Source organism: Paraglaciecola sp., from assembly GCF_039942875.1.
GTDB lineage: Bacteria > Pseudomonadota > Gammaproteobacteria > Enterobacterales > Alteromonadaceae > Paraglaciecola.
Window position 1 is genome coordinate 1 of record NZ_JBDVBQ010000026.1, and the last position, 23,213, is coordinate 23,213.

Sequence of the window (23,213 nt, forward strand, 5' to 3'; positions counted from 1 at the left end):
ATATGGCGCGTGTGGAAGGATTCGAACCTCCGACCGCCTGGTTCGTAGCCAGGTACTCTATCCAGCTGAGCTACACACGCGTATTAACACTTGTATTCTAATGATAGGCTCATTAGTTTTTGTATTCAATGCAAGAAGCGATATCTTGTATTGATAAAATATGGCGCGTGTGGAAGGATTCGAACCTCCGACCGCCTGGTTCGTAGCCAGGTACTCTATCCAGCTGAGCTACACACGCGTTGAAATAAACATGATAAATATGGCGGAGAGGGAGGGATTCGAACCCTCGGTACGAATTAACGTACGGTTCCTTAGCAGGGAACTGGTTTCAGCCACTCACCCACCTCTCCGGAACACAATTTATCAACACATCTAAGAAACATTTTATAATCTAAAAGCTTTTAGATTATCCAGAGATATCAAGGTTTGAACCTTAAGACATCTGCACCACCTCTCCTAAATGTGGAGCCGAAGTTTACCGAACCATATACGTAAGTCAAACACTTTTTATGAACTAAATGTCTGCTTGCTGAGATTTTAAACGATAATAATCTAAGTGCTTATTATTTGACTCATTATCGCTAATTTCTATAATTTTATAGCTTGTTAGCGCGATAACTTACCGGCATAAAAAAAGCTGGAATAACCAGCTTTTTTTAACTTAAAAACAGAATTAATCCTGCTCAGCACCTGAAGCCTGTTCATGGGCTGCAAGTTGAACATTTTTTTCTGCTTGAATACGCATATAAATTTCTTCTCGATGCACAGATACTTCTTTAGGTGCATTTACACCAATTCTTACTTGATTTCCTTTAACCCCTAACACAGTGACAGTTACATCATCACCAACCATTAGAGTTTCTCCTACACGACGAGTTAAAATAAGCATTCTCTTGCTCCTTTTCCGTTAATATAAAAATCAGTCCCTTACTAAAGTTAGTGATAATACCTAGATTCACTAGCTATCGACACAATCGGTTTTTCCCTATTTTTGTTGTCACCACAAAAAGCAACCGAAAAATTCTTTACTTAAAGTTTGGTTTCTAGCCAAGGTTTCACAGAAGCTAACGCCGCTTCTAAATTATCAGGTTGATTACCACCAGCTTGTGCCATATCAGGTCTTCCACCGCCTTTACCACCAACTTGCTGAGCAATGTAGTTGACTAGTTCGCCGGCCTTTACCTTAGATACCAAATCTTTAGTTACACCGGCAATCAGACTAACTTTATTATCCTGACCTAACCCGAGTACCACAACAACACTACCAAGTTGATTCTTAAAATCATCGACCATAGTTCTAAGAACTTTAGGCTCAACCCCTTTCAAATTGGCTGACAGCACTTTAACACCATTTACTTCGTACACTTGTGACAACAAATCTGCCCCAGCGTTCGATGCAAGCTGCTGTTTTAGTTTATCTAATTCTTTTTCTGTAGCTTTATTATGCTCAATCAATTGTTGTATACGGCCACAAATTGCATTTGGTTCAGATTTAATCAAATTAGCAATCTCAATTAACTGCTCACTGTAATCCTGAGTTAACTGAAGTGCATGCTCAGCCGTTACGGCTTCAATTCTCCTGACACCTGAAGCAATACCACTTTCTGAAACTATTTTGAATAACCCAATGTCACCTGTTTGACTGACATGAGTACCACCACAGAGCTCCAAGGAAAAATCGCCCATAGATACAACTCGCACATCTTCTTCGTATTTTTCACCAAATAGCGCCATTGCACCTGCAGCCTTTGCATCATCTAAATTCATTAATTTAGTTTCAAGACTATGGTTAGCTCTTATTTGTTCATTTACCAATTTCTCTACCAGCTTTATTTCATCAGCTGTTACCGCTTCGAAATGTGAAAAGTCAAAACGTAATCTTTCAGCTGTTACTAGCGACCCTTTTTGGTTAACGTGATCACCTAGCACTCTTTTTAAAGCTTCATGCATCAAGTGGGTCGCACTATGGTTGATCTTTGTTGATTGACGATTCTCCACATCAAACTTTGCTTCAACCACATCTCCCAACTTTAAAGTAGTTTTAGCTATACCTTTGTGAGCTATTGCACTATTTAATTTGACCGTGTCTTTAACAACAAAATTTCCAGCGGGTGTTTCAAGTAAACCAACATCTCCAGCTTGACCACCAGATTCTGCGTAAAATGGTGTTTGGTCTAAAACAACAATACCTTCGTCACCTATATTTAGTTTTTGAACTAACTCCCCAGATTTAAACAGTTCGACTACTGTTGCCGTTCCAATTGTAGAATCATACCCAGTAAATTCTGAAACTAAATCAGATTTGAGTTGCTCATTATAATCTGTATCAAATTGGCTAGCTTGTTGAGCTCTTTTTCGTTGTTCAGCCATGGCCGCTTCAAAACCAGCCTCATCAATTGTTAGTTCTTTTTCACGAGCAATATCATTGGTTAAATCTGCAGGAAAACCATAAGTATCGTATAACCTAAAAACAAGCTCTCCTGGCACGACCTTGGATGACAAGTTAGCTAAGGCCTCATTTAAAATATTCAAGCCTCTTTCCAATGTCCGGGAAAATTGCTCTTCTTCGGTTTTCAATACCTTTTCAAGTAGTTTTCGATTAGCTGCTAGCTCTGGGTAAGCTTCACCCATTTGAACTTCTAGGGCTGCAACCAAACGGAAAAAGAAAACACCATTTGCACCAAGCTTGTTTCCGTGACGCACAGCTCTGCGGATAATTCGCCTTAAAACATAACCTCGACCTTCATTTGAAGGTAAAACACCATCACAAATTAAGAAGCAACAAGAGCGAATGTGGTCAGCGATAACTCGAAGAGACTTATCATTTTTATCTGACGCTCCCGTAATAGTTGCTGCAGCTTCGATCAAATTAACAAAAATATCTATTTCATAATTACTATGAACGTCTTGCAAAATAGCTGAAATTCGCTCTAACCCCATACCTGTATCGATAGAAGGTTTTGGAAGCGGCAACATATCTCCATTGCTTTGACGGTTGTATTGCATGAAAACTAAGTTCCATATCTCGATAAATCTATCGCCGTCTTCTTCCGGAGAACCTGGAGGTCCCCCCCATATATGTTCACCGTGATCATAAAAAATTTCAGAACAAGGACCGCATGGACCAGTATCACCCATAGACCAGAAATTATCAGATGTACTGATTCTGATTATTTTTTCTTCTGGTACACCAATAGTGTTAGCCCATAAATCAAAGGCTTCGTCATCTTCATGATAAACCGTTACAATTAATTTTTCTTTTGGTAAGCCCAATTCTTCAGTTAAAAACTTCCATGCATATTGAATAGCATCGGCTTTAAAATAATCTCCAAAGCTAAAATTTCCCAACATTTCAAAAAACGTATGATGTCTTGCGGTGTAACCAACATTTTCAAGATCATTATGTTTTCCACCAGCGCGTACACAGCGTTGAGAAGAAACAGCCTTATTGTAACTACGGGATTCTGAACCAAGGAAAACGTCCTTAAATTGATTCATGCCTGCATTGGTGAATAAAAGCGTGGGATCGTTGCCAGGCACCAAAGAAGAACTAGAAACCTTTTGGTGACCACGTGCTGCAAAAAAATCTAAAAATGCGCGCCGAATATCGGCTGTTGACTTACTCATTTACAATCCTGAATAACTAAAATTACTGGCTAATCAATTTGGCGCAAGCCTTTATCGGAAAGCGCATGGCCTGCAACGATAACATGATTAAGTAGCCCTTGTTAACAACACTAAAGCTCTAGTAGCAATCAGTCACAACAAATGACTGTTTTTTAGCCTATTCTCACGTGTCCCCTGCCTTTTATAAAGTAAAACCTTAATGAAAAAGTCACTATAAAATTTTTACGAATGATTTTTTGTGCTAACTCGACCGAATCAAATGGGCACTCCTGAAGGGAATGATCTATCAATTCTTGCGAAATTTTATATTTATTGAAATCATTGCTGAGCCGTTATTCTGCAATCTTTGTATTGACACATATTTACACTAACTAGTTTACAATACGACTATCATATTGAGGCTCTTCTTCACTAACTTTTATCTACCCCTTCACTATCAATATTACCATCAAAATTTCTAAGCACATTTTTTAATGTGCTCATGTTCACTATACGTACGCTGCGCTAATAAATGAATTAATGTAAATTTAATGATTTCTGAGGCTTTCTCTGTCATATTTAGGATAAAATATCACTCTGGAAGATTTGGTAATTGTCATCTAACAACACATTATTATTTACATTCAAATTTTTCACATCTATTGAAAAAATTGGCCAAACCACTTGGAATGCTTTCGCAAAAGAACATAGCCCATTTTGTCACTATAATTTTTTGCATAATCTTGAGGCTACTGGTTGTGTTGGTGGACAAACAGGCTGGCATCCTCAGCATGTGGTTATCTATCAGGGCGCAGAGCCTATAGGCGTATTGCCATTGTATAAGAAAACCCATAGTTACGGGGAGTACGTATTCGACTTTGCTTGGGCCAATACCTACAGAGAATATGGCATTAACTATTATCCCAAACTGGTATCAGCCATTCCCTATACTCCTGTAACAACAGCGAAATTGATGACTGCTGGGTGTTACGACAAAAATGCGTTGTTAACAGCATTATGCGAGACCATCGAACAACAACTATCAAATTTAGCAATGTCGTCAATGCATTGGTTATTTGTCGAAAAGTCAGTAAGTGAAAACTTAAGCAAACACAAACAGTTAATGCGTCATTCAGTACAATTTCAATGGTTTAACAAAGAATATAAATCCTTTGAGGATTACCTAACCACTTTCAATTCAAGAAAACGTAAAAGCGTTAAAAAAGAGCGCCTAAAAGTTATTGAGCAAGAGGTTGAAGTAAAACGCCTTCAAGGTGATATGTTAACTAAACAAGATATGAAATTTTTCTATCATTGTTACAAGCAAACTTATTTAAAAAGAAGTGGACATGAGGGGTATTTGACAGAGCAATTCTTTGAACAATTATATATAAACATGCTAGAAAATCTCATGTTAGTAGTCGCTTATAAATCAGAGAAACCAATAGCAAGTGCATTATTTATCTATGATAACCATCAACTTTGTGGGCGTTACTGGGGAGCTTTAGAAGATATTTCAAATTTACATTTTGAATGTTGCTATTATCAAGGCATCGAGTTTTGTATAGAAAACAATATCAATACATTTAATCCTGGCACCCAAGGTGAACATAAAATATTAAGGGGGTTCGAACCTATTTATTGTTATTCCAACCATTTCTTAGGTGAGTTAGCTTTTCATGATGCTGTAGCAAAATTTATTGATAAAGAGACTGAAGGCCTACAGCAATATAAGGCACAGGCAGAATTACTCTTGCCCTACAGAAAAATATCAAGTAATGAATAACTAACTAACTACTTACGCCAAATCAGCAGAAAGTTATTGGCTGGCATTAGGACTTTCTCTACAAGAGTCACCCCTTTAGCCCACCCCACTAACTCTGCAATATCTCTGATACCTCCACAGTCTTCGGCTTGTAAATGTTGGTCAAATTTTTTATTTGATTCGCTTGTATATTGGCCGTCAATATTAAATGGTCCATACTGACAAAAGACACCGCCGTCAGATAAGTTTTGAGCCACCATCTGCATCATTAACTTAGCTTCTGAAGGTTGCATAATATGAGTAGTATTCGCAGTAAAGACTGCATCAAACTCACCTTGTGGCCAATCACTTTTGCCAAGAGTAAACTCAACAGGAGCCGATATATTATTGGCTGAACTTTCAGCTAACCAAGCGAGTATTCCCTTGTGATTCTGTTTCATATCACTCGTTTGCCACGTTAAATGGCTAAGCTGTTCACCCAAATATACCGCATGCTGCCCTGTTCCAGAGCCTATTTCTAGCAAATTAGAGCTGTCTTTTAAAACCTGCTCTAATACATTAAGAATAACTTGCTTGTTATTTTCACAAGACTGACTGAATGGCTTATCTATTGATGTCATTATAAGTTTGGTCCTAACCATTTTTCGGCTTCTAGTTTATCCCAGCCCTTACGAGCAGCGTAATCAAGCAATTGGTCTTCCTGAATTTTAGCCACTGCAAAGTATCTACATTCTGGATGAGAAAAATAAAATCCAGAAACGGCGGCTCCAGGCCACATTGCATAACTCTCAGTGAGTTTCATCCCCGTATTCTTCTCGACATCGAGCAAATCCCATATTAGTTGCTTTTCAGTATGTTCTGGACAAGCAGCATAGCCTGGAGCAGGTCTGATACCTTGGTATCTTTCTCGAATAAGTTCTTCATTAGAAAGTACTTCATCTGGTACATACCCCCAAATTTCTTTACGCACTTTTTCATGTAAATATTCTGCAAATGCCTCAGCAAAGCGATCTGCCAATGCTTTGACCATTATAGAATTGTAGTCATCACCGTCATCTTCATATGCTTTTGCAAATTCGTCCTCCCATGTACCTGACGTTACCGCAAACGCGCCGAGATAATCTGCTTTTCCAGATGTTTTAGGTGCAACAAAGTCACTTAAACAATTATTGGGACCTTTAGGCTTTTCTGTCTGTTGACGTAAATGGTGAGCAATGTAGGAAACTTGTTCTCGACTTTCATTGTGATAAATCTCGATATCATCTTGTACTCGATTCGCAGGAAAGATCCCCATTACACCCGACGCTTTAAGCTTAGGGTTATCACATAGTATCTTTAACATTGCTTGAGCGTCATCAAAAAGGTTTTGAGCCTCTTTACCAACCATTTCATCTTGTAGGATGCGCGGATATTTCCCAGCCAATGACCAAGTTAAGAAAAATGGCGTCCAATCTATGTAATCAACTAGTTCAGCTAGCCCTAATGAGACAGAGGTCACTCCTAACTTATTCGGTACAGGCGGTTCATAGTTTTGCCAATCGAATTGGAAACCATTAGCACGAGCTTGTTCTAACGTTATTGGTTTTGTCCGTGGCTGTTTCTTAGCATGTTGCACCCGAACCTTCTCGTAGTCTGCAGATAACTCTTGCGCATAAGCCGCTCGGTTTTCAGGAGTAATGAGTTTTTGACAGACACCTACTGCGCGACTTGCGTTGGGCACATAAACAACGGGATGCTGATAGTTTTGCTCAATTTTTACTGCCGTATGTGCTTTTGATGTTGTGGCCCCTCCAATTAATAAGGGCAAATCAAAATCTAAACGCTGCATTTCTTTTGCAACATGTACCATCTCATCTAAAGAAGGCGTAATAAGCCCAGATAGACCAATCATGTCTACATTTTCTTCTTTAGCAACTTGTAGCAATTTTGCACAAGGAACCATGACGCCTAAGTCTATAATTTCAAAGTTATTACACTGTAAAACTACGCCCACGATATTTTTGCCGATATCATGAACATCCCCTTTTACGGTTGCAAGTAGGATTTTACCGTTACTACTTCCTTGGTCTTTTTCAAGTTCGATAAACGGATTCAAATAAGCGACCGCTTTTTTCATTACTCGAGCTGATTTAACCACCTGAGGTAAAAACATTTTACCCTCACCAAACAAGTCTCCCACTACGTTCATGCCATCCATTAGTGGACCTTCAATAACATGTAATGGTTTATCTGCCTCTAAACGGGCTGCTTCTGTATCCTCTTCTATAAAATCCATGATCCCACGGATTAAAGCATGCTCTAGGCGTTTATTTACAGGCAATTGACGCCACTCTAAATTATCTTTTACTTGAACCTTTCCGCCACCTTGATATTTTGGAGCAAGCTCTAGAAGATTATCGGTTGCCTGATCATGACGATTTAAAATAACGTCTTCTACTGCTTCTTTTAACTCTGCAGGAATTTGGTCATAAACCTCTAACTGCCCAGCATTGACAATACCCATATCCATACCAGCTTTAATTGCATGGAATAGAAATACTGAATGCATCGCTTCTCGAACAGGGTTATTACCACGAAATGAAAATGACACATTTGATAACCCACCAGAAATATGAGCGTGAGGTAAATGTTGTCTAATTCTACGGGTGGCATTTATAAAATCTACAGCATAGTTGTTATGCTCTTCAATGCCCGTTGCTACGGCAAAAATATTTGGATCAAATATAATATCTTGTGGAGGGAAACCAATTTTTTCAGTAAGTAATTTATAACTACGTTCACAGATTTCAAACTTACGGTCTTCTGTATCGGCTTGGCCTACTTCATCAAAAGCCATAACGACAGTTGCAGCACCGTACCGCTTAAGCAATGTAGCTTGATGGAGAAAATTCTCTTCACCCTCTTTTAAACTAATAGAGTTAACAATTGCCTTACCTTGCACACATTTCAAACCGGCTTCAATGACTGACCATTTAGAAGAGTCAATCATGATGGGTACCCTTGAGATATCGGGTTCAGAGGCGATTAAGTTTAAAAATCTAGTCATTGCAGCTTCTGAGTCCAACATGGCTTCATCCATGTTTATATCAATAATCTGCGCGCCATTCTCTACTTGTTGTCTTGCAACATCTAATGCTTTCTCATAATCATCTTCAAGGATTAAACGTTTGAACATCGCCGAGCCGGTGACATTTGTTCGCTCACCAACATTGACAAAATTAGCCGATGCCTGAGAAGGTTGTTCAACTTCTACTTCATTTTTACTCATCACAACCGCCTACAATACAAAAGGTTCTAAACCAGACAAACGCATTTTAATCTCTCGCTGGACAATTTTTCTAGGTGCATATTTTTTAACAACATCTGCGATAGCTTTTATGTGATTAGGGGTGCTACCACAGCATCCACCTACAATATTTAGTAACCCAGAAGCTGCCCACTCTTCAATATGCTCAGCCATTTCCTCAGCTTCCATATCGTATTCACCAAATTCATTAGGGAGTCCGGCATTAGGGTGAGCGGTAACAAAGCACTCAGCAATTTGAGACACTTCATCTACATACTGGCGCAACAAGTCAGGCCCCAATGCACAATTAAGCCCAAACGAAAAAGGGGCCACATGATTCATTGAATAATAAAAAGCTTCCGCAGTTTGCCCTGATAAAGTTCTTCCAGAAGCATCGGTAATGGTTCCAGAGATCATTACAGGCAAAGTCACAGCTAACTCATCAAACACAGTTTGCACAGCAAACACAGCGGCTTTGGCATTTAAGGTATCAAAAATAGTTTCGACCATAATAAGATCAGCGCCACCTTCTATTAATCCATGAGTAGCCTCTACATAGATTTCAACTAGCTCATCAAAAGTGACATTACGTTTCCCAGGATCATTTACATCTGGAGAAATAGAAGCGGTTCGACTAGTTGGCCCTAAAACACCCGCCACAAACCTGGGCTTATCTGGCGTTTTAGCGGTGAATTTGTCTGCTGCTTTTCTTGCTAACTTAGTAGCTTCAATATTAATTTCTTTAGCTAACTCTTGCATATGATAATCAGCCATTGAAATGGCAGTTGCATTGAAGGTATTAGTTTCAATAATATCTGCACCGGCTTCAAAATAAGCACAATGAATGTCATAGATTAATTTAGGCTGAGTCAGTACCAGTAAGTCATTATTACCTTTTACATCAGACTTCCAATCAGCAAAGCGCTCACCTCGATAGTCAGCCTCTTCCAACTTATGCTCTTGGATCATAGTACCCATAGCCCCATCGAGTATTAATATTCTTTGCTGTGCAGCGTCTATCAATTGCTGCTGTGGTATACGGTGACTCAAAGTTAACCCTCTCTATTACTCTTCTATTAACAATTTTCTATTTTTCAGATAGTTTTGCTAAATCATACGGTGTATTTTGATAAACATAGTAGTTTAACCAATTGGTAAACAGTAAACTGCCGTGTGCTCGCCAACTTAAAATAGGCTCTTTAGTAGGATCATCATCTGTAAAGTAGTTTACAGGGATTCGCACATCACTATTAGTTAATAAATCTCTTTGGTATTCTTGCTTTATAGAATCTTGATCGTATTCAGGGTGCCCTGTCACAAAAACCAACCTTTTATCTTCAGAAGCGACTATGTAAGCACCACCTTCTTTTGAGCTAGCTAATACATTCAACTCAGGTACTGAGTTGTAATCTTCGATACTAATTTCTCCATAACGTGACTGCGGGGCATCAAAGGTATGATCAAACCCTCTTAGTAATTCTTCATGATCACTTTGTACGAAATGGCGATAAACCCCACTTAACTTTTGCTCGCGTATGCGACGGTTAATGCCAAAATAGTGAAAAATAGCTGCATGAGCAGCCCAACATGAAAACAACGTTGACTGAACGTTACGACGAGCCCAATCCATAATTATTGTCATTTTATCCCAGTATTTCACATCACTATATGCTAAATGGGCTAATGGCGCTCCAGTAACAATTAACCCATCGTATTGCTTATGTGAAATGGCATCAAACTCAACATAAAAATTGTCCATATGGGCTGCAGGAGTATTCTTCGGAGCTTGATTATCTATACGGATCAAATCTATATTAACTTGCAATGGCGTATTTGAAAGTAACCGTAAAAACTGTTCTTCTGTTTCCAATTTATTAGGCATCAAGTTTAAGATACCTACTTCCATTGGCCTTATATCTTGCTGAGCAGCGCGCTGAGTATCCATTACAAAGATATTCTCTTTATTTAAGACATTTTGTGCGGGTAAATTACCTGGAATTCTAATAGGCATAATGGCTCCACTGCTAACAATATTGAAATTCAATCTTGCCAAATACCGTGCAAAAGTCAACATCTTTACGTCTAGACGTCTAAATGAAAAAGTATACCCAATAGCAAAAAATACTCGATAGAGAATAAAACTAAAGGTAATGTATTAAAAATCGCATTGAATATTCAATAAAATAGCGATGCTTGTATTTAATTAAAAGTACACAGTGAATGGACTAAAGGGACTTGTAAAACGCCTAGGGGAATGTAAATAAAATAACAGCTGAGGTTAGCTCTTATCTCGATGTAAATTAAAAAGAAGCTCTGCTTCAGCTGTTGGCATGTCACATTCTTGAATGACATCAGATAAGCTTGCACCTTCATTAATCAGTTTAGCCGCTTTATTGTAAAAGCGACTTTGTGGATCTTGTTCTGCTAAGAGTTGCTGGGCGGATTGCAGTGCTGCTAATTCTTGCATTAGGTCTTTAACACGCTTGTTTATTCCAAAGTTCCCACTGCGGACTTCGTGGATTTCTTCCCGCAATTGATCAACCTCCCTTGTTAACTCAGATATTAAATCTGATTGAATATGAGTGCTAGCCTCAACGCCCTTGCTTTGTTTATAAACCTTAAAAAACAAACCTAAGCAAAACATCGCCATAGACAAAGCTATTACGCCCAATAATAATGAAAGACTCATAAACATCTCTATTTAGTAATGTACTCTCAATTACAATCTAAACCGTCTAACCTTGTCTTAGCTAATCCAAGCCTTGTGGTAGTAATTAGATATTAGTAATTTCGTTCCACTCTTCATCGTTTAGTAGTTTATCTAAATCAACAAGGATAAGTAGCTGACCATCTCGATTACTCACACCTTGTATAAATTTAGCGCTTTCTTCAGTACCAACGTTAGGTGCGCTATCTATTTCAGAAGACCTTAAATAAACAACTTCCGCAACACTATCAACTAAGATACCTACAACCTGGTCATCTGACTCTATAATCACGATACGCGTATTATCTGTCATTTCTGAAGGCGGCAAACCAAAACGTGATCGGGTATCGATAACCGTCACTACGTTTCCTCTCAGGTTAATAATACCTAAAACGTATTCAGGGGCCCCTGGGACTGGCGCTATTTCAGTGTAACGCAGTACTTCTTGTACCTGCATTACATTAATTCCGTAAGTTTCTTCACCTAGTTTATAAGTCACCCACTGCAAAACTTCATCACCATTAGCGGCTACCGTATTGCTTGCACTTCTTTCGTCACTCATTCAAATTGCTCCGGCCTGAATCAGGCAAATCGTTACTGCTTAAGCCTTGGTCTAACATACTAACTAATTGTTTAACATTTACCAAAGCACACATTTTCTTTTTAATCATACCAGATACCCATGGACGGCTACCTTGTAGGTTACGCCATTTCACATCATCTGGTGACAAAGTTACATTGTTGACTACGCTTTCACAACTTAGCCCCCAATTACTTTCCCCTAATACTATAAGATATTGATATTTTGTAGATTCTGCCACTTTTTCTACAACATTTTCTGGCATTAACCATTTAATGGTATTCACTACATTATACTTTTCATCTCTAAGTAACATCACACCTTCAAACCAAGCAGGTTTTCCAAAAAGTTGATTTACACTTTCAAACTCATGTATCCCACCTAATTCAGTCAAGGGAACTGCTAAGGTCATCCCTGCAACTTCAAATATCAATACCTGAAAATTCTCAGTTGGTAAAACCTGCACTAACTCATTAACAGGTTTTATAACCGCCGCTATCTTCTTTTCGACCTGTGGCTTGACAACTTTAGCTACAACAGGCTCTGTTTCTATAGATTTTTCCGTTGAAACTTCAAAAGGCTCACTTCTTGGCGCTGGTATTGACTTTAATAACTGCTCTACAGCTTGAGTTTCCGACACTTCTAATGATGGCCCTTCGGTCAAAAGTGCAGACATGTAATCTTCCATCACCTCTTCTTCGGCAAAAAACCTACTACTCATTTTTCATTTTCCAATTTCTCTAGATAAGTTAGAAGCTTAGTATAAGCAAACACCCCTCTAGACTTAGGACAATATACTGAGGGCGGGCTCTGCGCTTCACTAGCATCTCTAAACTTGGTATCAATAGGAATTAGCCCAATCCATACTTTATCTTTATAGGTACGAGTTAAAGTACTATACGAGCCAGTCGCAGCTTTGACTCGCTTATCATACATTGTAGGCACAATCGTATAAACAAAGCGCTTTAATAAAGATTTTTGCATAACTTCCATAGAGTGCATCATTCTCTCCAACCCTTTTAAAGCTAAGAACTCAGTTTGCACAGGTACAATAACTCTATCACACGCAGCTAAGGCATTAATCATCAAAACCCCTAATACAGGAGGGCAATCCACTAACGCATAATCAAACTCATCGGAAACCAAATCTAAAGCTTGACGTAAAATTAATCCCATACCACTTTGAGAACCAAGCTTTCTATCAAGTGTAGCCAAAGCCATAGAAGCTGGCAGAATAAAAAGTGAGTCCAGTTTAGTTGAGCACAAACAGTCTAGAACATTATCTTTGGTTAGAGTTTGCCCTGCAGTGAATACATTATACAAGCTGGACGAAAGCTGCTCCGACTCAACACCAAAATAATAACTTAAAGACGCTTGAGGATCAGTATCTACTAAAAGAACCTTTTTCCCAGCTTGCGCAAGTAAACCACCGAGAGTCACGGTTGTAGTGGTTTTGCCTACTCCACCTTTTTGGTTAGCAACAGTCCAAGTAATCAAGTTTAAGCCTTAACCCAATCACTAATCAAACATATAAACTTAACATTAAATTGGGTAATTCTATTCATTTTTAACAACACAAATATGCACCTTCAATTTTACTTTAGCATTTCGGCTTTAATGCGTCCGGCCATTTGCTCTATGTCATAATTATGCTGTGCTATTTTAGCTACCGTAACAGCCTGAGGCATACCATAAACAACACTACTTTTCTCGTCTTGGGCCCATATAGTAGCGCCTTTATGTTTTAGTTTACGACATCCTTCCTTGCCATCAGCCCCCATACCAGTCAAAATTACAGCTAAAACATTACCAGCGTAAACATCACATATAGACTCAAAAGTTACATCTACACTTGGTTTATAAACGCATTCGGGGAATTTTTCTGCCTCAGAAATAATTAACCTAGCAGAGTTCGCACGTCCTTGAACACTCATTTGCTTGCCACCAGGAGCAATATAACAAACACCTGCAAGCAGTGTATCTCCTTGCTCAGCCTCTCTAACTTGTATTTTGCATAAATCATTCAAACGTTTAGCAAATGCCTTGGTAAACGTCCCTGGCATATGTTGTACCACTATAATAGGGGTCTTAAAATTAGCCGGCAATGCCGTCAATAATTTTTGAAGAGCAACAGGCCCACCTGTTGAAGCCCCAATAGCCAAGCAACCATAATTGTGAGTCATTTGGCTAGACTCTTGGCGACTATTTTGGCTAGCTTGTGTAGTCACCTTGGGTGGAGGTCGACTTAGAAGAAATTCATTATTAGCCGGCCTAGAAATACTAGAGCTAGACTTTCCTAAAGCACTTTTCTTAAGGCATAGCGCTTTCACACGGCTTTGCAATAAGCGCACGGCTTCTTGGCGATTTAAAGCGATGTCTTCAAATTTCTTAGGTAGGAAGTCTAAAGCTCCAGCGTCTAAAGCATCTAATGTAGCCTTAGCACCTTCACTCGTTAGTGATGAAAACATAATAATGGGAACAGGAGCCATCGCCATTATATTTTTTACTGCTGAAATACCATCTAAAACTGGCATTTCAACATCCATAGTAACTACATCTGGCTTTAACCGTTTTACTTCAGCTAAAGCCTCTAGACCATCTTTCGCTTCACCAACTACTTCAAGTTCATTATCTTGCTCGAGTATTTGGGTGATTCTACGACGAAAAAAAGTTGAATCATCAACAATTAGAATCCTATAAGCCATTTTCGCCTACTTACCTTGTTTATAACTTTGTTTTACATGAGGTTTTAGATGGCATATCTGAACTTCACTGCTTATGTTTTCTTGGCCGCATATCTTTTAAGTAACCCTGGGATATCTAAAATAAGGGCAATGCCACCATCGCTTGTAATAGTAGCTCCCGCCATACCAGGTGTGCCCTGTAACAATTCATCCAAAGGTTTTATTACAACTTCCTCTTGACCAATCAAAGCATCAACTACAAAGCCAAGTTGCTGGGTACCAATCTGCACTACCACTACATGGCCTTTTGATTTATCAAACCCAGCTTTACTTCTATTAAGCCACTCCCCCAAATAAAATAGCGGAATAGCTTTAGAGCGAACGATCATAGTTAATTGACCATCCACTGTATTTGTCTTTTCAACATCCATATTAATAATTTCATTTACTGAGCCTAGTGGCAGAGCAAATGTTTGCTCTCCAATGACAATCATTAAAGTAGGTAGAATAGCTAGAGTTAATGGGACTTTTATTTCTAAAGTTGTTCCAACCCCCATTTGAGAATCAATACTGACCGTACCATTCAATTGATTAATCTTGGTTTTTACCACGTCCATGCCAACGCCACGTCCTGACACTTCTGATATTTCAGTCTTAGTCGAAAAGCCTGGAGCAAAAATTAGATTAAACGCTTCAACATCTGTCATTCTAGCAGCGGCATCGGCATCCAAAACACCTCTAGAAATTGCAATTTCTTTTAGTTTATCTGGATCCATGCCCTTACCATCATCAACGATACTTAGAAGAATATGATCTCCTTCTTGTGATGCTGATAATTTAACAGTACCCAAAGCTGGCTTTCCTGCAGCCTTACGCTCATCGGGCATTTCAATACCATGGTCAACTGAGTTTCGGACCAAATGCACTAAAGGATCTGCTAATGCTTCAACTAAATTTTTATCTAAATCTGTTTCTTCACCTTCTAATTCTAAGGTGATTTCTTTTTTCAAAGTTCTAGCAAGGTCACGTACAACTCTGGGGAACCGCCCAAATACCTTCTTAATTGGCTGCATTCTGGTTTTCATTACAGCGCCTTGCAAGTCACCAGTAACAACATCTAGGTTAGCTATAGCCTTTGACATACTTTCATCATTGACGTTAACTCCTAGACTTAGCAACCTGTTTCTCACTAAAACTAGTTCTCCCACCATATTCATAATTTGATCTAAACGCTTAGTATCAACACGAACTGTTGTTTCACCTTGTACAGGTGCGGCGGGCTTTTTCTCTTCTTTTTTAGCTATTGGTTTACTAGCAGCTTTAGCTGGCGCTTTTGCCTGACTAACTTTAACTTCAGAATCTTTAGCTGGTGCTGCAGCTTTCTTAACTTCTTTTACAGCTTTATTTTCAGGCTTGGCGACATCATTGTCATCCACTGGACCTTTGCCTTTGCCGTGTAATTCATCTAGTAATGCTTCAAATTCATCATCAGTAATATCATCACCTGAAGCGTTAGTAGGTGCAGAATTGCTATCAGAAGATGCTGCTTCGGCTTTTTCTTCGGCTTTGAATTGGCCTTTACCGTGTAACTGATCCAATAAAGCTTCAAATTCATCATCACTGATATCTTCATCACTACCGGTATCCGTTGCATTACCTGCAGGTGCCGCGTCTTCTTTCGACACTGGCGCACCATTTCCATGTAATTCATCTAAAAGTGCTTCAAATTCATCTTCACTGAAATCATCAGAATCTGCTGATGCCGTGCTCGATGGCTCTGGGGCCTCTTCAGGAACTTGCTCTACTACTTCCTCAACCACTTCTTCAACCGTGGCCACCTCATCTTCAGATTCGGGCTTACTTAACCTAGTAAGTGTTTCTATAAGAGACTGCTCAGCTGCCACTAAAGGCTCACCAGCTTTCACGTTATCAAACATCACAACCACACAATCTGTGGCTTGCAAAATAACATCCATCAATTCAGGGGTAAGCGTTCGCTGACCATTTCGCATAATGTCAAAAACATTTTCAGCGCCATGGCATATCTCGACTAACTCAGTTAAGGATAAGAAACCAGCCCCACCTTTAACCGTATGATATCCCCTGAATATCGCGTTGAGTAAATCAGCATCTTCTGGATTGTTCTCCAAGTCAACTAACTGCTCTTGCAGTTGTTCTAAGATTTCACCAGCTTCCACTAAAAAATCTTGTAATATTTCCTCATCTACATCAAACGCCATATTTTCAGTACCCCTAAAACCCTAGACTCGAAAGCAAATCATCGACGTCATCTTGATTAGACGCCACATCTTCTCTACTGTCTGCGTCCAAGATTGGACCTTCAGCCTTAACTTTATCGGCCTCGTTATCAGATTTGTTAGACTTTTCGCTTAGCTGCTCATTAGCCTTTAATTCAAGGCCACCAAATATAGTCAACATATCAACTAAACTATCTTCAACTTCTTTAACTAACTCAATCACTCTGCGGATCACTTGACCCGTTAAATCTTGGTAACCTTGAGCCATCAACACTTCTGTTAACAACCCCGTCAGGTTACTCGTACCATCTGCACCACTTAACAAAAAGTCATCCATACGTTTAACTAACTCATTAAACTCACCTAATTTAAGCTCTCGTGCCATTAGCTTTTTCCAATCAGGTTGTAAGTTGACAAAACCAGTGTTTAAGTCTGTTGCAACTGTCATGCAAGAATCGACTAGGTCCATAGTTTTATTGGCTGCTTCTTCAGTCGCCTCCATAACATATGTTAACCGGCTCTGTGCATCTGGAATGCTTTCATTTGCCAAATCAGCAATACGAGGATCTAGTTGAAAATGATTTAACGAATCATGTAATTGCCTTGTTAGTTTTCCTACTTCTGCAAATAATTCAACTGAGTTATGTTTTCCAGCGTTATCAAGAAGCTCATGGGCTCCTTCGTTATCGCCGCTTTCAATCAAGCTTACCAACTTCTTAGCATCTTCTAAGGAAATTGGTGGTGAACTTAGGGTAGTCATACAGTCTCTCCTCGGACTCAGGGAAGCCTGAATTTAACCTAGACGTTCAAAAATTTTCGCCAATTTCTCTTTCAAAGTGGCGGCAGTAAAAGGCTTAATGACGTAGCCATTAACCCCTGCTTGCGCTGCAGCAACAATTTGCTCTTTTTTAGCTTCTGCAGTTACCATCAAAACGGGAATATGTTTTAACTTGTCATCTGCTCTGATAGCTCTAAGTAAATCAATACCTTGCATCCCAGGCATATTCCAGTCTGTCACAACAAAATCAAAAGCAGCTTGTTGAAGCATGGGTAATGCAGTACTGCCATCATCCGCTTCTTGTATGTTTGTAAAACCAAGATCTTTAAGTAAATTCTTGATAATGCGACGCATTGTCGAAAAGTCATCAACAACAAGAATCTTCATGTTCTTATCCAAAAAACACCTCCGGTGAGAATCAAAACCTACAGATTTGACCCATTTATTATCATTTTAATTTTCCTGTGAACGCCAATACTGCATGCGAGACTTAAGCTTCAACATAGCTTGGCTATGTATCTGACTAACTCTAGACTCGCTAACATCAAGCACTTCACCTATTTCTCTTAAATTTAATTCTTCATCATAGTACAGAGAGAGAACGATTGCTTCTCTCTCTGGCAAAGTAGTAATGGTATGCGCGAGAGCCTTTTGAAAAGAACCTTGTACTAAATCCTCAAAAGGAGCATCAGACCCTTTTGTTTGCTCAGTCCCAATTACATCCTCGGTTACCCCAAGGTCTTCCATACCAATTATCTTACCAGCATTCACCTCGTTCAGCATTTGATGATAACTATCAATACTAACTTGCAGTTTTTCGGCAACATCAATATCTCTAGCATCTCTGCCTGTAGCTCTTTCTACTTCATTTATGGCTTGAGTGATAGCCCTGCCATTTTTGTGAACGGAACGAGGAGTCCAATCACCTTTTCTTATTTCATCTAACATTGAGCCCCTAATCCTAATACCAGCAAAGGTTTCAAAACTTGCACCTTTACTGCCATCAAAATTCCTAGAGGCTTCTAACAGTCCGATCATCCCAGCTTGAATCAAATCGTCAACCAACACACTCGCCGGTAATCTCACCATTAAATGATGGGCGATACGTTTAACCAATGATGCGTGGCGTTCTACCAATTCATTTTTATCGGCCAATTGTTGATAAGCTGAAGCCTTACTACTCACCTGTTGTCATCCATTGCTTTTTTGGTTACTAATTGCTCAAGGAAAAACTCTAAATGTCCGCCTGGTTGATTGGGTATTGGCCAACTAATTGCTTTTTGGGCCAGCCCTCTAATAGCTTTAGCGGCAGGAGCTGCGGGAAAGGCCTCAACGACTGCTTTTTGCTTTCGTACAGACTTACGTACATTTTCATCAAAAGGCACAACAGCAACCAACTCTAACGCCACATCTAAAAATCTATTTGTAACTTTAGTCAGTTTGGAGAACAACTCATCTCCCTCACGTAAGCTGCGCACCATATTAGCTACAATTTTAAAGCGAAAGATCCCGTGTTCTTTATTTAATATTTTTATCAATGCATATGCATCAGTTAACGAGGTGGGCTCATCACACACTACGACCATAATATCTTGAGCTGCTTTAGAAAAGCTTAAAACCATATCCGATATACCAGCGGCAGTATCAACAATCAACACATCTATCTGAGATTGGAGTTCACTAAAGGCCCGAATAAGCCCTGCATGCTCTGTTGGTGTCAACTCTGTCATTGACTGGCTACCACTAGTCGCAGGCGCAATCTGAATACCGTAAGGCCCTTCTACTAGCACATCATCTAAAGTACACTCACCCGATAAAACATGCGATAAGTTTTTTTCAACCCTTAACCCCAATAACACATCAACGTTAGCCAGACCTAAATCGGCATCAAGTACCATAACTCGCTTGCCTTGCTGCGCCATTGAAATAGCCGTGTTTAGGGTAACATTAGTTTTCCCTACTCCACCTTTACCGCCTGTTACAGCAATAACTTTAATTAATCTAGATTGATTCATTCTTCTTAGACTACTCGCTTGGTCCTCAATCATATTGCCGCTACTTCACTATTAACTTTACTAGCTCTAGTATGAAGTAAAGCATATTTTTTATAAAGCTTCGCTGCGCTTGTTATTAAATGTTTTGTACTGGCTGACTGCAAGTCTTCTGGCACTCTTTGTCCGTCCGCTAAATAACAAATCTGTAATTTGTTTTCTATTGCCACACTTATGGCTTCCCCTAAACTGTAACATTCATCTAGTTTTGTCAATATACACCCATGCAAAGAAATCTTCCTATATTCATTAACTGTCTGCTGCATTGCTCGATACTGACAATTCGCTTGTATAACTAAATATTTACGTATGTTAACACATGAGTTTTGTTTTATTGTATCTAACTGCTTGATTAGTCTTGCATCTTTCTGACTATAACCCGCAGTGTCAATTAATACTAAGCGTTTATTTTTAAATTGATAAAGTAAATCAGTTAATTGACTTGCATCCTGAGCTTGCTTTACAGGGCACCCAATAATTTTACCGTAAGTAGCAATTTGGTCAAACGCACCAATTCGGTAATTATCTAAGGTAATCACCGCAACATTTTCGACCCCATATTTTTTTACAGCTTGCGCCGCTAATTTTGCGATAGTTGTGGTTTTCCCTGTGCCAGTCGGCCCCATTAGGGCAACAACGCCAGGTTGCGATAAAATATCATCGTGTTTTGTTTGTAACTTATTTGCGAGTAATTTTAGAAGAAATAACCAAGCCTGACGTTCATCTGACGACTCAGGTGTATACGAGACCACCTCTTCAGCTAAATTATTTGAAATTCCCATATTGTGTAACTTTTCTAATAGATAACCGTGTAGAGGATGTTGCCTTTGTTTTTCTTGAGCAATTAACCCTGACACCTGGAATTGCAGGATATTTCTTAAGGAAGATAACTCTTGTCTCATTTCTGAAAGTGCATCATTTTGATAATTTGGTCGTTGCTTTTCTGTTCGGCTAGGACTTTTGGGGGTTGACTCTTGTGGTTGGTAAGCTTCTATGGGCTCAGTTTTTTTACTGACAGCTTGGGATTGCTTTTCTAAAAGAGCCTTTAAACTATCGGGAGCAGTATCACCAATAATCTCACTTAAAGAGGGTATTTTACTGGTTGGTTTTTGATTGGCTTCATCATTGCTATTTTTACTAACTAACTGAGCATCAGGCTCCTTGTCATATGCAGCAACAATCTCTATACCATCAGCATGTTTTTTGTTTGACATGATTACCGCATCGCCACCTAACTCATCTTTAACTTGTTTAAGTGCTTCTCGCATGTCTTTGCCATAAAATCGTCTAATCTTCACATTTCCCCCTTTAGCTCGTTAATCCGATATTTAACCGTCAGATTATTGACCTACTGCACTTACAATTTTAATTTGTTTGTCATCAGGAATTTCCTGATAGGACAAAACGTGTAATCCACTCACCGAATGTTTCAAAAACTTAGACAGCACAGGTCTGAGCATACCTGAAGTCAGTAAAACCGCAGGTTCACCAGCTAATTCTTGTTGCTGTGAAGCTTCATTCAATGAGCTTTGAAGTTTTTCTGCTAGGCCTGGTTCAATACCAGCCCCATCAGCACCTCCAGCTTGCAACGACTGGTGCAACATCTGTTCCAACTCAGGCGCTAGAGTGATCACTGGGATTTCCATTGTGCCGCCATTTATTTCTTGAACAATCAATCTCTTAAGAGCAATTCGGACTGCTGACACTAGTACATCAGGATCTTGGCTTTTGGGTCCAAATTCACACAAGGTTTGCACTATACTGCGCATATCTCTAATAGGTACACCCTCATACAACATAGTTTGTAGAACTTTAACCACTGTACTAAGGGGTAAGATATCGGGTACTAAGCCCTCCACTAATTTAGGGCTATTTTTAGCTAACATATCTAACAATTGCTGTACTTCTTCATGCCCTAACAATTGATATGCATTATTAGTTAATAACTGACTCAGGTGCGTTGCCACTACAGTTGCGGCATCCACTACTGTATAACCAAGGGTTTGCGCATGCTCCCTTTGGTTTGCTCTAATCCATACAGCGTCTAACCCAAAAGCGGGATCTTTTGTTACTTTACCTTCAAGCTTTCCAAAAACCTGTCCCGGATTAATAGCAAGTTCGTCATCATGACTTATTTCGGCTTCACCTACCGTCACACCCAACATTGCTATGGTGTAATTATTTGGACTTAAATCTAAGTTGTCACGGATATGTACTGGTGGGATTAAAAAACCCAACTCTTGAGATAATTTCTTCCGTACCCCTTTAATACGGTTTAATAACTCCCCACCTTGGGCTTTATCAACTAACGGGATTAAACGGTAACCGACCTCTAGACCAATGGTATCAACATGTTGAACATCATCCCATCCCAATTCTTTTACTTCAGCGGGTTGCTGATTTTGCTCTGGTAAGTTACTAACAGTCTTAGGCTCATTTGCAATTTTTTGTGCTCGCCAATAGTTATAATAGGCGTATCCACCAACAACAGCGCTAAACCCTAAAAAAGCTACATGCGGCATGCCTGGAACTATTCCCATCACAAATAAAACACCAGATGTAATATACAGAGCCTGTTGGTTTCCAAGTTGTTTACTTAATTCTGACCCCATTTCCTGTGAGTCATTTTCTCGAGTGACTATAATAGCGGTTGCAACAGAGAGAAGTAGTGAAGGAATTTGAGCAACTAGGCCATCCCCAATTGTTAATAAAGTATATATTTCAATTGCCTGCCCAAAACTTAAGTCATGTTGGATCATCCCAATAAAGAGTCCACCGACTATATTGATCAACATAATAAATAAGCCAGCTACAGCATCACCTTTTACAAACTTCGACGCACCATCCATAGAGCCATAAAAGTCAGCTTCACTAGTGATTTCAATGCGGCGCTTTCTAGCTTCATCTGAATCAATAAAACCAGCATTCAAATCAGCATCTATAGCCATTTGCTTACCAGGCATAGCATCTAAGGTAAATCGAGCACTCACTTCTGATATACGGCCAGCACCTGCAGTGACTACTTTAAAATTAATGATTAGCAAGATAGCAAATACCACTATACCAACCGCATAATTTCCGCCTATGACGACTTCACCAAACGCCTGAATAACTTTACCTGCTGCGTCTCCACCTTCGTGCCCTTCAAGCAATACTATTCGCGTAGAGGCAACATTTAATGCTAAGCGTAAAACGGTGGCGATTAACAACACTAAGGGAAAAATCCCAAAATCAACGGGCTTCTTAGTAAACACTGAAACCAAAATAACAACCAAAGAAAGTGCAATATTGAAGCTGAACAGAATATCTAATAAGAACGCAGGCATGGGTAAAATAACCATCCCCATAATAGCCAATAATACAATTGGCGCGCCCAAACCTGAAGCCGCGGTTTTAAGATTATTTTTGTTAAATCTATTTAGGTAAGGAGTGAGTTCCATAAACGAAATATTGACGCTTCTACTTGTTAACTATGAGTTATTTACACAAAAGCAACTA

The 23,213-nt window shown here is 39.3% G+C and carries 19 protein-coding genes and 3 tRNA genes; 1 reads left to right on the forward strand and 21 read right to left on the reverse strand.

The annotated features are described in order from the left end of the window. Positions 1-3: 3 nt before the first annotated feature. From ABJE44_RS08245 to alaS, 5 genes are all read right to left on the reverse strand, one after another. Positions 4-80, reverse strand: a tRNA-Arg gene (locus ABJE44_RS08245). 81 nt (positions 81-161) lie between these two features. Continuing rightward, a tRNA-Arg gene (locus ABJE44_RS08250) sits at positions 162-238 on the reverse strand. Between the two features lie 22 nt (positions 239-260). Continuing rightward, positions 261-350, reverse strand: a tRNA-Ser gene (locus ABJE44_RS08255). A gap of 323 nt (positions 351-673) precedes the next feature. Then, positions 674-889, reverse strand: coding sequence for a carbon storage regulator CsrA (gene csrA, locus ABJE44_RS08260; RefSeq protein WP_348111571.1), 216 nt, complete (start codon positions 887-889; stop codon positions 674-676). A gap of 140 nt (positions 890-1,029) precedes the next feature. Beyond that, positions 1,030-3,627, reverse strand: a complete 2,598-nt coding sequence (alaS, locus tag ABJE44_RS08265) for an alanine--tRNA ligase (protein WP_348111572.1) — start codon at positions 3,625-3,627, stop codon at positions 1,030-1,032. A gap of 592 nt (positions 3,628-4,219) precedes the next feature. Here alaS and ABJE44_RS08270 point away from each other — a divergent pair. Next, entirely contained in the window at positions 4,220-5,392 is a 1,173-nt protein-coding gene (locus ABJE44_RS08270) for a GNAT family N-acetyltransferase (protein ID WP_348111573.1), read from the forward strand. A gap of 8 nt (positions 5,393-5,400) precedes the next feature. Here the strand turns inward: ABJE44_RS08270 and ABJE44_RS08275 are convergent, their stop codons facing one another. The 16 genes from ABJE44_RS08275 to flhA all read right to left on the reverse strand — a co-directional run bounded on the left by ABJE44_RS08275 (position 5,401) and on the right by flhA (position 23,155). Then, a complete protein-coding gene (locus ABJE44_RS08275) occupies positions 5,401-5,991 on the reverse strand; it encodes a DUF938 domain-containing protein (RefSeq protein WP_348111574.1) in 591 nt (196 codons plus the stop codon). Then, positions 5,991-8,639 (reverse strand): methionine synthase, encoded by a 2,649-nt coding sequence (gene metH / locus ABJE44_RS08280; protein ID WP_348111576.1) that lies wholly within the window; start codon positions 8,637-8,639, stop codon positions 5,991-5,993. Before metH ends, ABJE44_RS08275 begins: the two co-directional genes overlap by 1 nt. Positions 8,640-8,648: 9 nt before the next feature. Beyond that, the gene (locus tag ABJE44_RS08285) at positions 8,649-9,707 is read right to left on the reverse strand and encodes a homocysteine S-methyltransferase family protein (RefSeq protein ID WP_348111577.1); all 1,059 of its coding nucleotides are present in this window, start codon (positions 9,705-9,707) and stop codon (positions 8,649-8,651) included. Between the two features lie 37 nt (positions 9,708-9,744). After that, the gene (metA, locus tag ABJE44_RS08290; protein ID WP_348111578.1) at positions 9,745-10,668 is read right to left on the reverse strand and encodes a homoserine O-succinyltransferase; all 924 of its coding nucleotides are present in this window, start codon (positions 10,666-10,668) and stop codon (positions 9,745-9,747) included. 267 nt (positions 10,669-10,935) lie between these two features. Beyond that, positions 10,936-11,346 (reverse strand): DUF2802 domain-containing protein, encoded by a 411-nt coding sequence (locus ABJE44_RS08295; protein WP_348111579.1) that lies wholly within the window; start codon positions 11,344-11,346, stop codon positions 10,936-10,938. An 85-nt stretch (positions 11,347-11,431) separates the two neighbouring features. Continuing rightward, entirely contained in the window at positions 11,432-11,926 is a 495-nt protein-coding gene (locus ABJE44_RS08300) for a chemotaxis protein CheW (RefSeq protein ID WP_133469263.1), read from the reverse strand. Continuing rightward, a complete protein-coding gene (locus tag ABJE44_RS08305; RefSeq protein WP_348111580.1) occupies positions 11,919-12,665 on the reverse strand; it encodes a chemotaxis protein CheW in 747 nt (248 codons plus the stop codon). Before ABJE44_RS08305 ends, ABJE44_RS08300 begins: the two co-directional genes overlap by 8 nt. Further along, positions 12,662-13,441: a ParA family protein gene (locus ABJE44_RS08310; RefSeq protein WP_348111581.1), complete on the reverse strand. Its 780-nt coding sequence runs from the start codon at positions 13,439-13,441 to the stop codon at positions 12,662-12,664. The genes ABJE44_RS08305 and ABJE44_RS08310 overlap by 4 nt, the downstream gene beginning before the upstream one ends. Before the next feature lie 98 nt (positions 13,442-13,539). Next, positions 13,540-14,649, reverse strand: coding sequence for a chemotaxis response regulator protein-glutamate methylesterase (locus ABJE44_RS08315; protein WP_348111582.1), 1,110 nt, complete (start codon positions 14,647-14,649; stop codon positions 13,540-13,542). Between the two features lie 71 nt (positions 14,650-14,720). Further along, on the reverse strand, positions 14,721-16,868 hold the full coding sequence (locus ABJE44_RS08320) for a chemotaxis protein CheA (protein ID WP_348111583.1): 2,148 nt from the start codon (positions 16,866-16,868) through the stop codon (positions 14,721-14,723). 13 nt (positions 16,869-16,881) lie between these two features. Beyond that, complete coding sequence (locus ABJE44_RS08325; RefSeq protein WP_348111585.1) at positions 16,882-17,646, reverse strand: protein phosphatase CheZ; 765 nt, start codon at positions 17,644-17,646, stop codon at positions 16,882-16,884. 33 nt (positions 17,647-17,679) lie between these two features. After that, positions 17,680-18,063, reverse strand: a complete 384-nt coding sequence (gene cheY, locus ABJE44_RS08330) for a chemotaxis response regulator CheY (RefSeq protein ID WP_133469257.1) — start codon at positions 18,061-18,063, stop codon at positions 17,680-17,682. Between the two features lie 54 nt (positions 18,064-18,117). Beyond that, complete coding sequence (locus tag ABJE44_RS08335; protein ID WP_348111586.1) at positions 18,118-18,849, reverse strand: RNA polymerase sigma factor FliA; 732 nt, start codon at positions 18,847-18,849, stop codon at positions 18,118-18,120. Continuing rightward, on the reverse strand, positions 18,846-19,712 hold the full coding sequence (locus ABJE44_RS08340; RefSeq protein ID WP_348111587.1) for a MinD/ParA family protein: 867 nt from the start codon (positions 19,710-19,712) through the stop codon (positions 18,846-18,848). The genes ABJE44_RS08335 and ABJE44_RS08340 overlap by 4 nt, the downstream gene beginning before the upstream one ends. After that, positions 19,709-21,013: a flagellar biosynthesis protein FlhF gene (gene flhF / locus ABJE44_RS08345; RefSeq protein WP_348111588.1), complete on the reverse strand. Its 1,305-nt coding sequence runs from the start codon at positions 21,011-21,013 to the stop codon at positions 19,709-19,711. Before flhF ends, ABJE44_RS08340 begins: the two co-directional genes overlap by 4 nt. Positions 21,014-21,055: 42 nt before the next feature. Further along, positions 21,056-23,155: a flagellar biosynthesis protein FlhA gene (gene flhA / locus ABJE44_RS08350; protein WP_133469253.1), complete on the reverse strand. Its 2,100-nt coding sequence runs from the start codon at positions 23,153-23,155 to the stop codon at positions 21,056-21,058. Between the last annotated feature and the right edge of the window lie 58 nt (positions 23,156-23,213).

Bases quoted from the DNA above. Each gene is read 5' to 3' on its own strand.
- csrA (WP_348111571.1), bottom strand. From the start codon at position 889: ATGCTTATTTTAACTCGTCGTGTAGGAGAAACTCTAATGGTTGGTGAT.
- alaS (WP_348111572.1), bottom strand. From the start codon at position 3,627: ATGAGTAAGTCAACAGCCGATATTCGGCGCGCATTTTTAGATTTTTTT.
- ABJE44_RS08275 (WP_348111574.1), bottom strand. From the start codon at position 5,991: ATGACATCAATAGATAAGCCATTCAGTCAGTCTTGTGAAAATAACAAG.
- metH (WP_348111576.1), bottom strand. From the start codon at position 8,639: ATGAGTAAAAATGAAGTAGAAGTTGAACAACCTTCTCAGGCATCGGCT.
- metA (WP_348111578.1), bottom strand. From the start codon at position 10,668: ATGCCTATTAGAATTCCAGGTAATTTACCCGCACAAAATGTCTTAAAT.
- ABJE44_RS08295 (WP_348111579.1), bottom strand. From the start codon at position 11,346: ATGAGTCTTTCATTATTATTGGGCGTAATAGCTTTGTCTATGGCGATG.
- ABJE44_RS08300 (WP_133469263.1), bottom strand. From the start codon at position 11,926: ATGAGTGACGAAAGAAGTGCAAGCAATACGGTAGCCGCTAATGGTGAT.
- ABJE44_RS08305 (WP_348111580.1), bottom strand. From the start codon at position 12,665: ATGAGTAGTAGGTTTTTTGCCGAAGAAGAGGTGATGGAAGATTACATG.
- ABJE44_RS08315 (WP_348111582.1), bottom strand. From the start codon at position 14,649: ATGGCTTATAGGATTCTAATTGTTGATGATTCAACTTTTTTTCGTCGT.
- ABJE44_RS08320 (WP_348111583.1), bottom strand. From the start codon at position 16,868: ATGGCGTTTGATGTAGATGAGGAAATATTACAAGATTTTTTAGTGGAA.
- ABJE44_RS08325 (WP_348111585.1), bottom strand. From the start codon at position 17,646: ATGACTACCCTAAGTTCACCACCAATTTCCTTAGAAGATGCTAAGAAG.
- ABJE44_RS08340 (WP_348111587.1), bottom strand. From the start codon at position 19,712: ATGATTGAGGACCAAGCGAGTAGTCTAAGAAGAATGAATCAATCTAGA.
- flhA (WP_133469253.1), bottom strand. From the start codon at position 23,155: ATGGAACTCACTCCTTACCTAAATAGATTTAACAAAAATAATCTTAAA.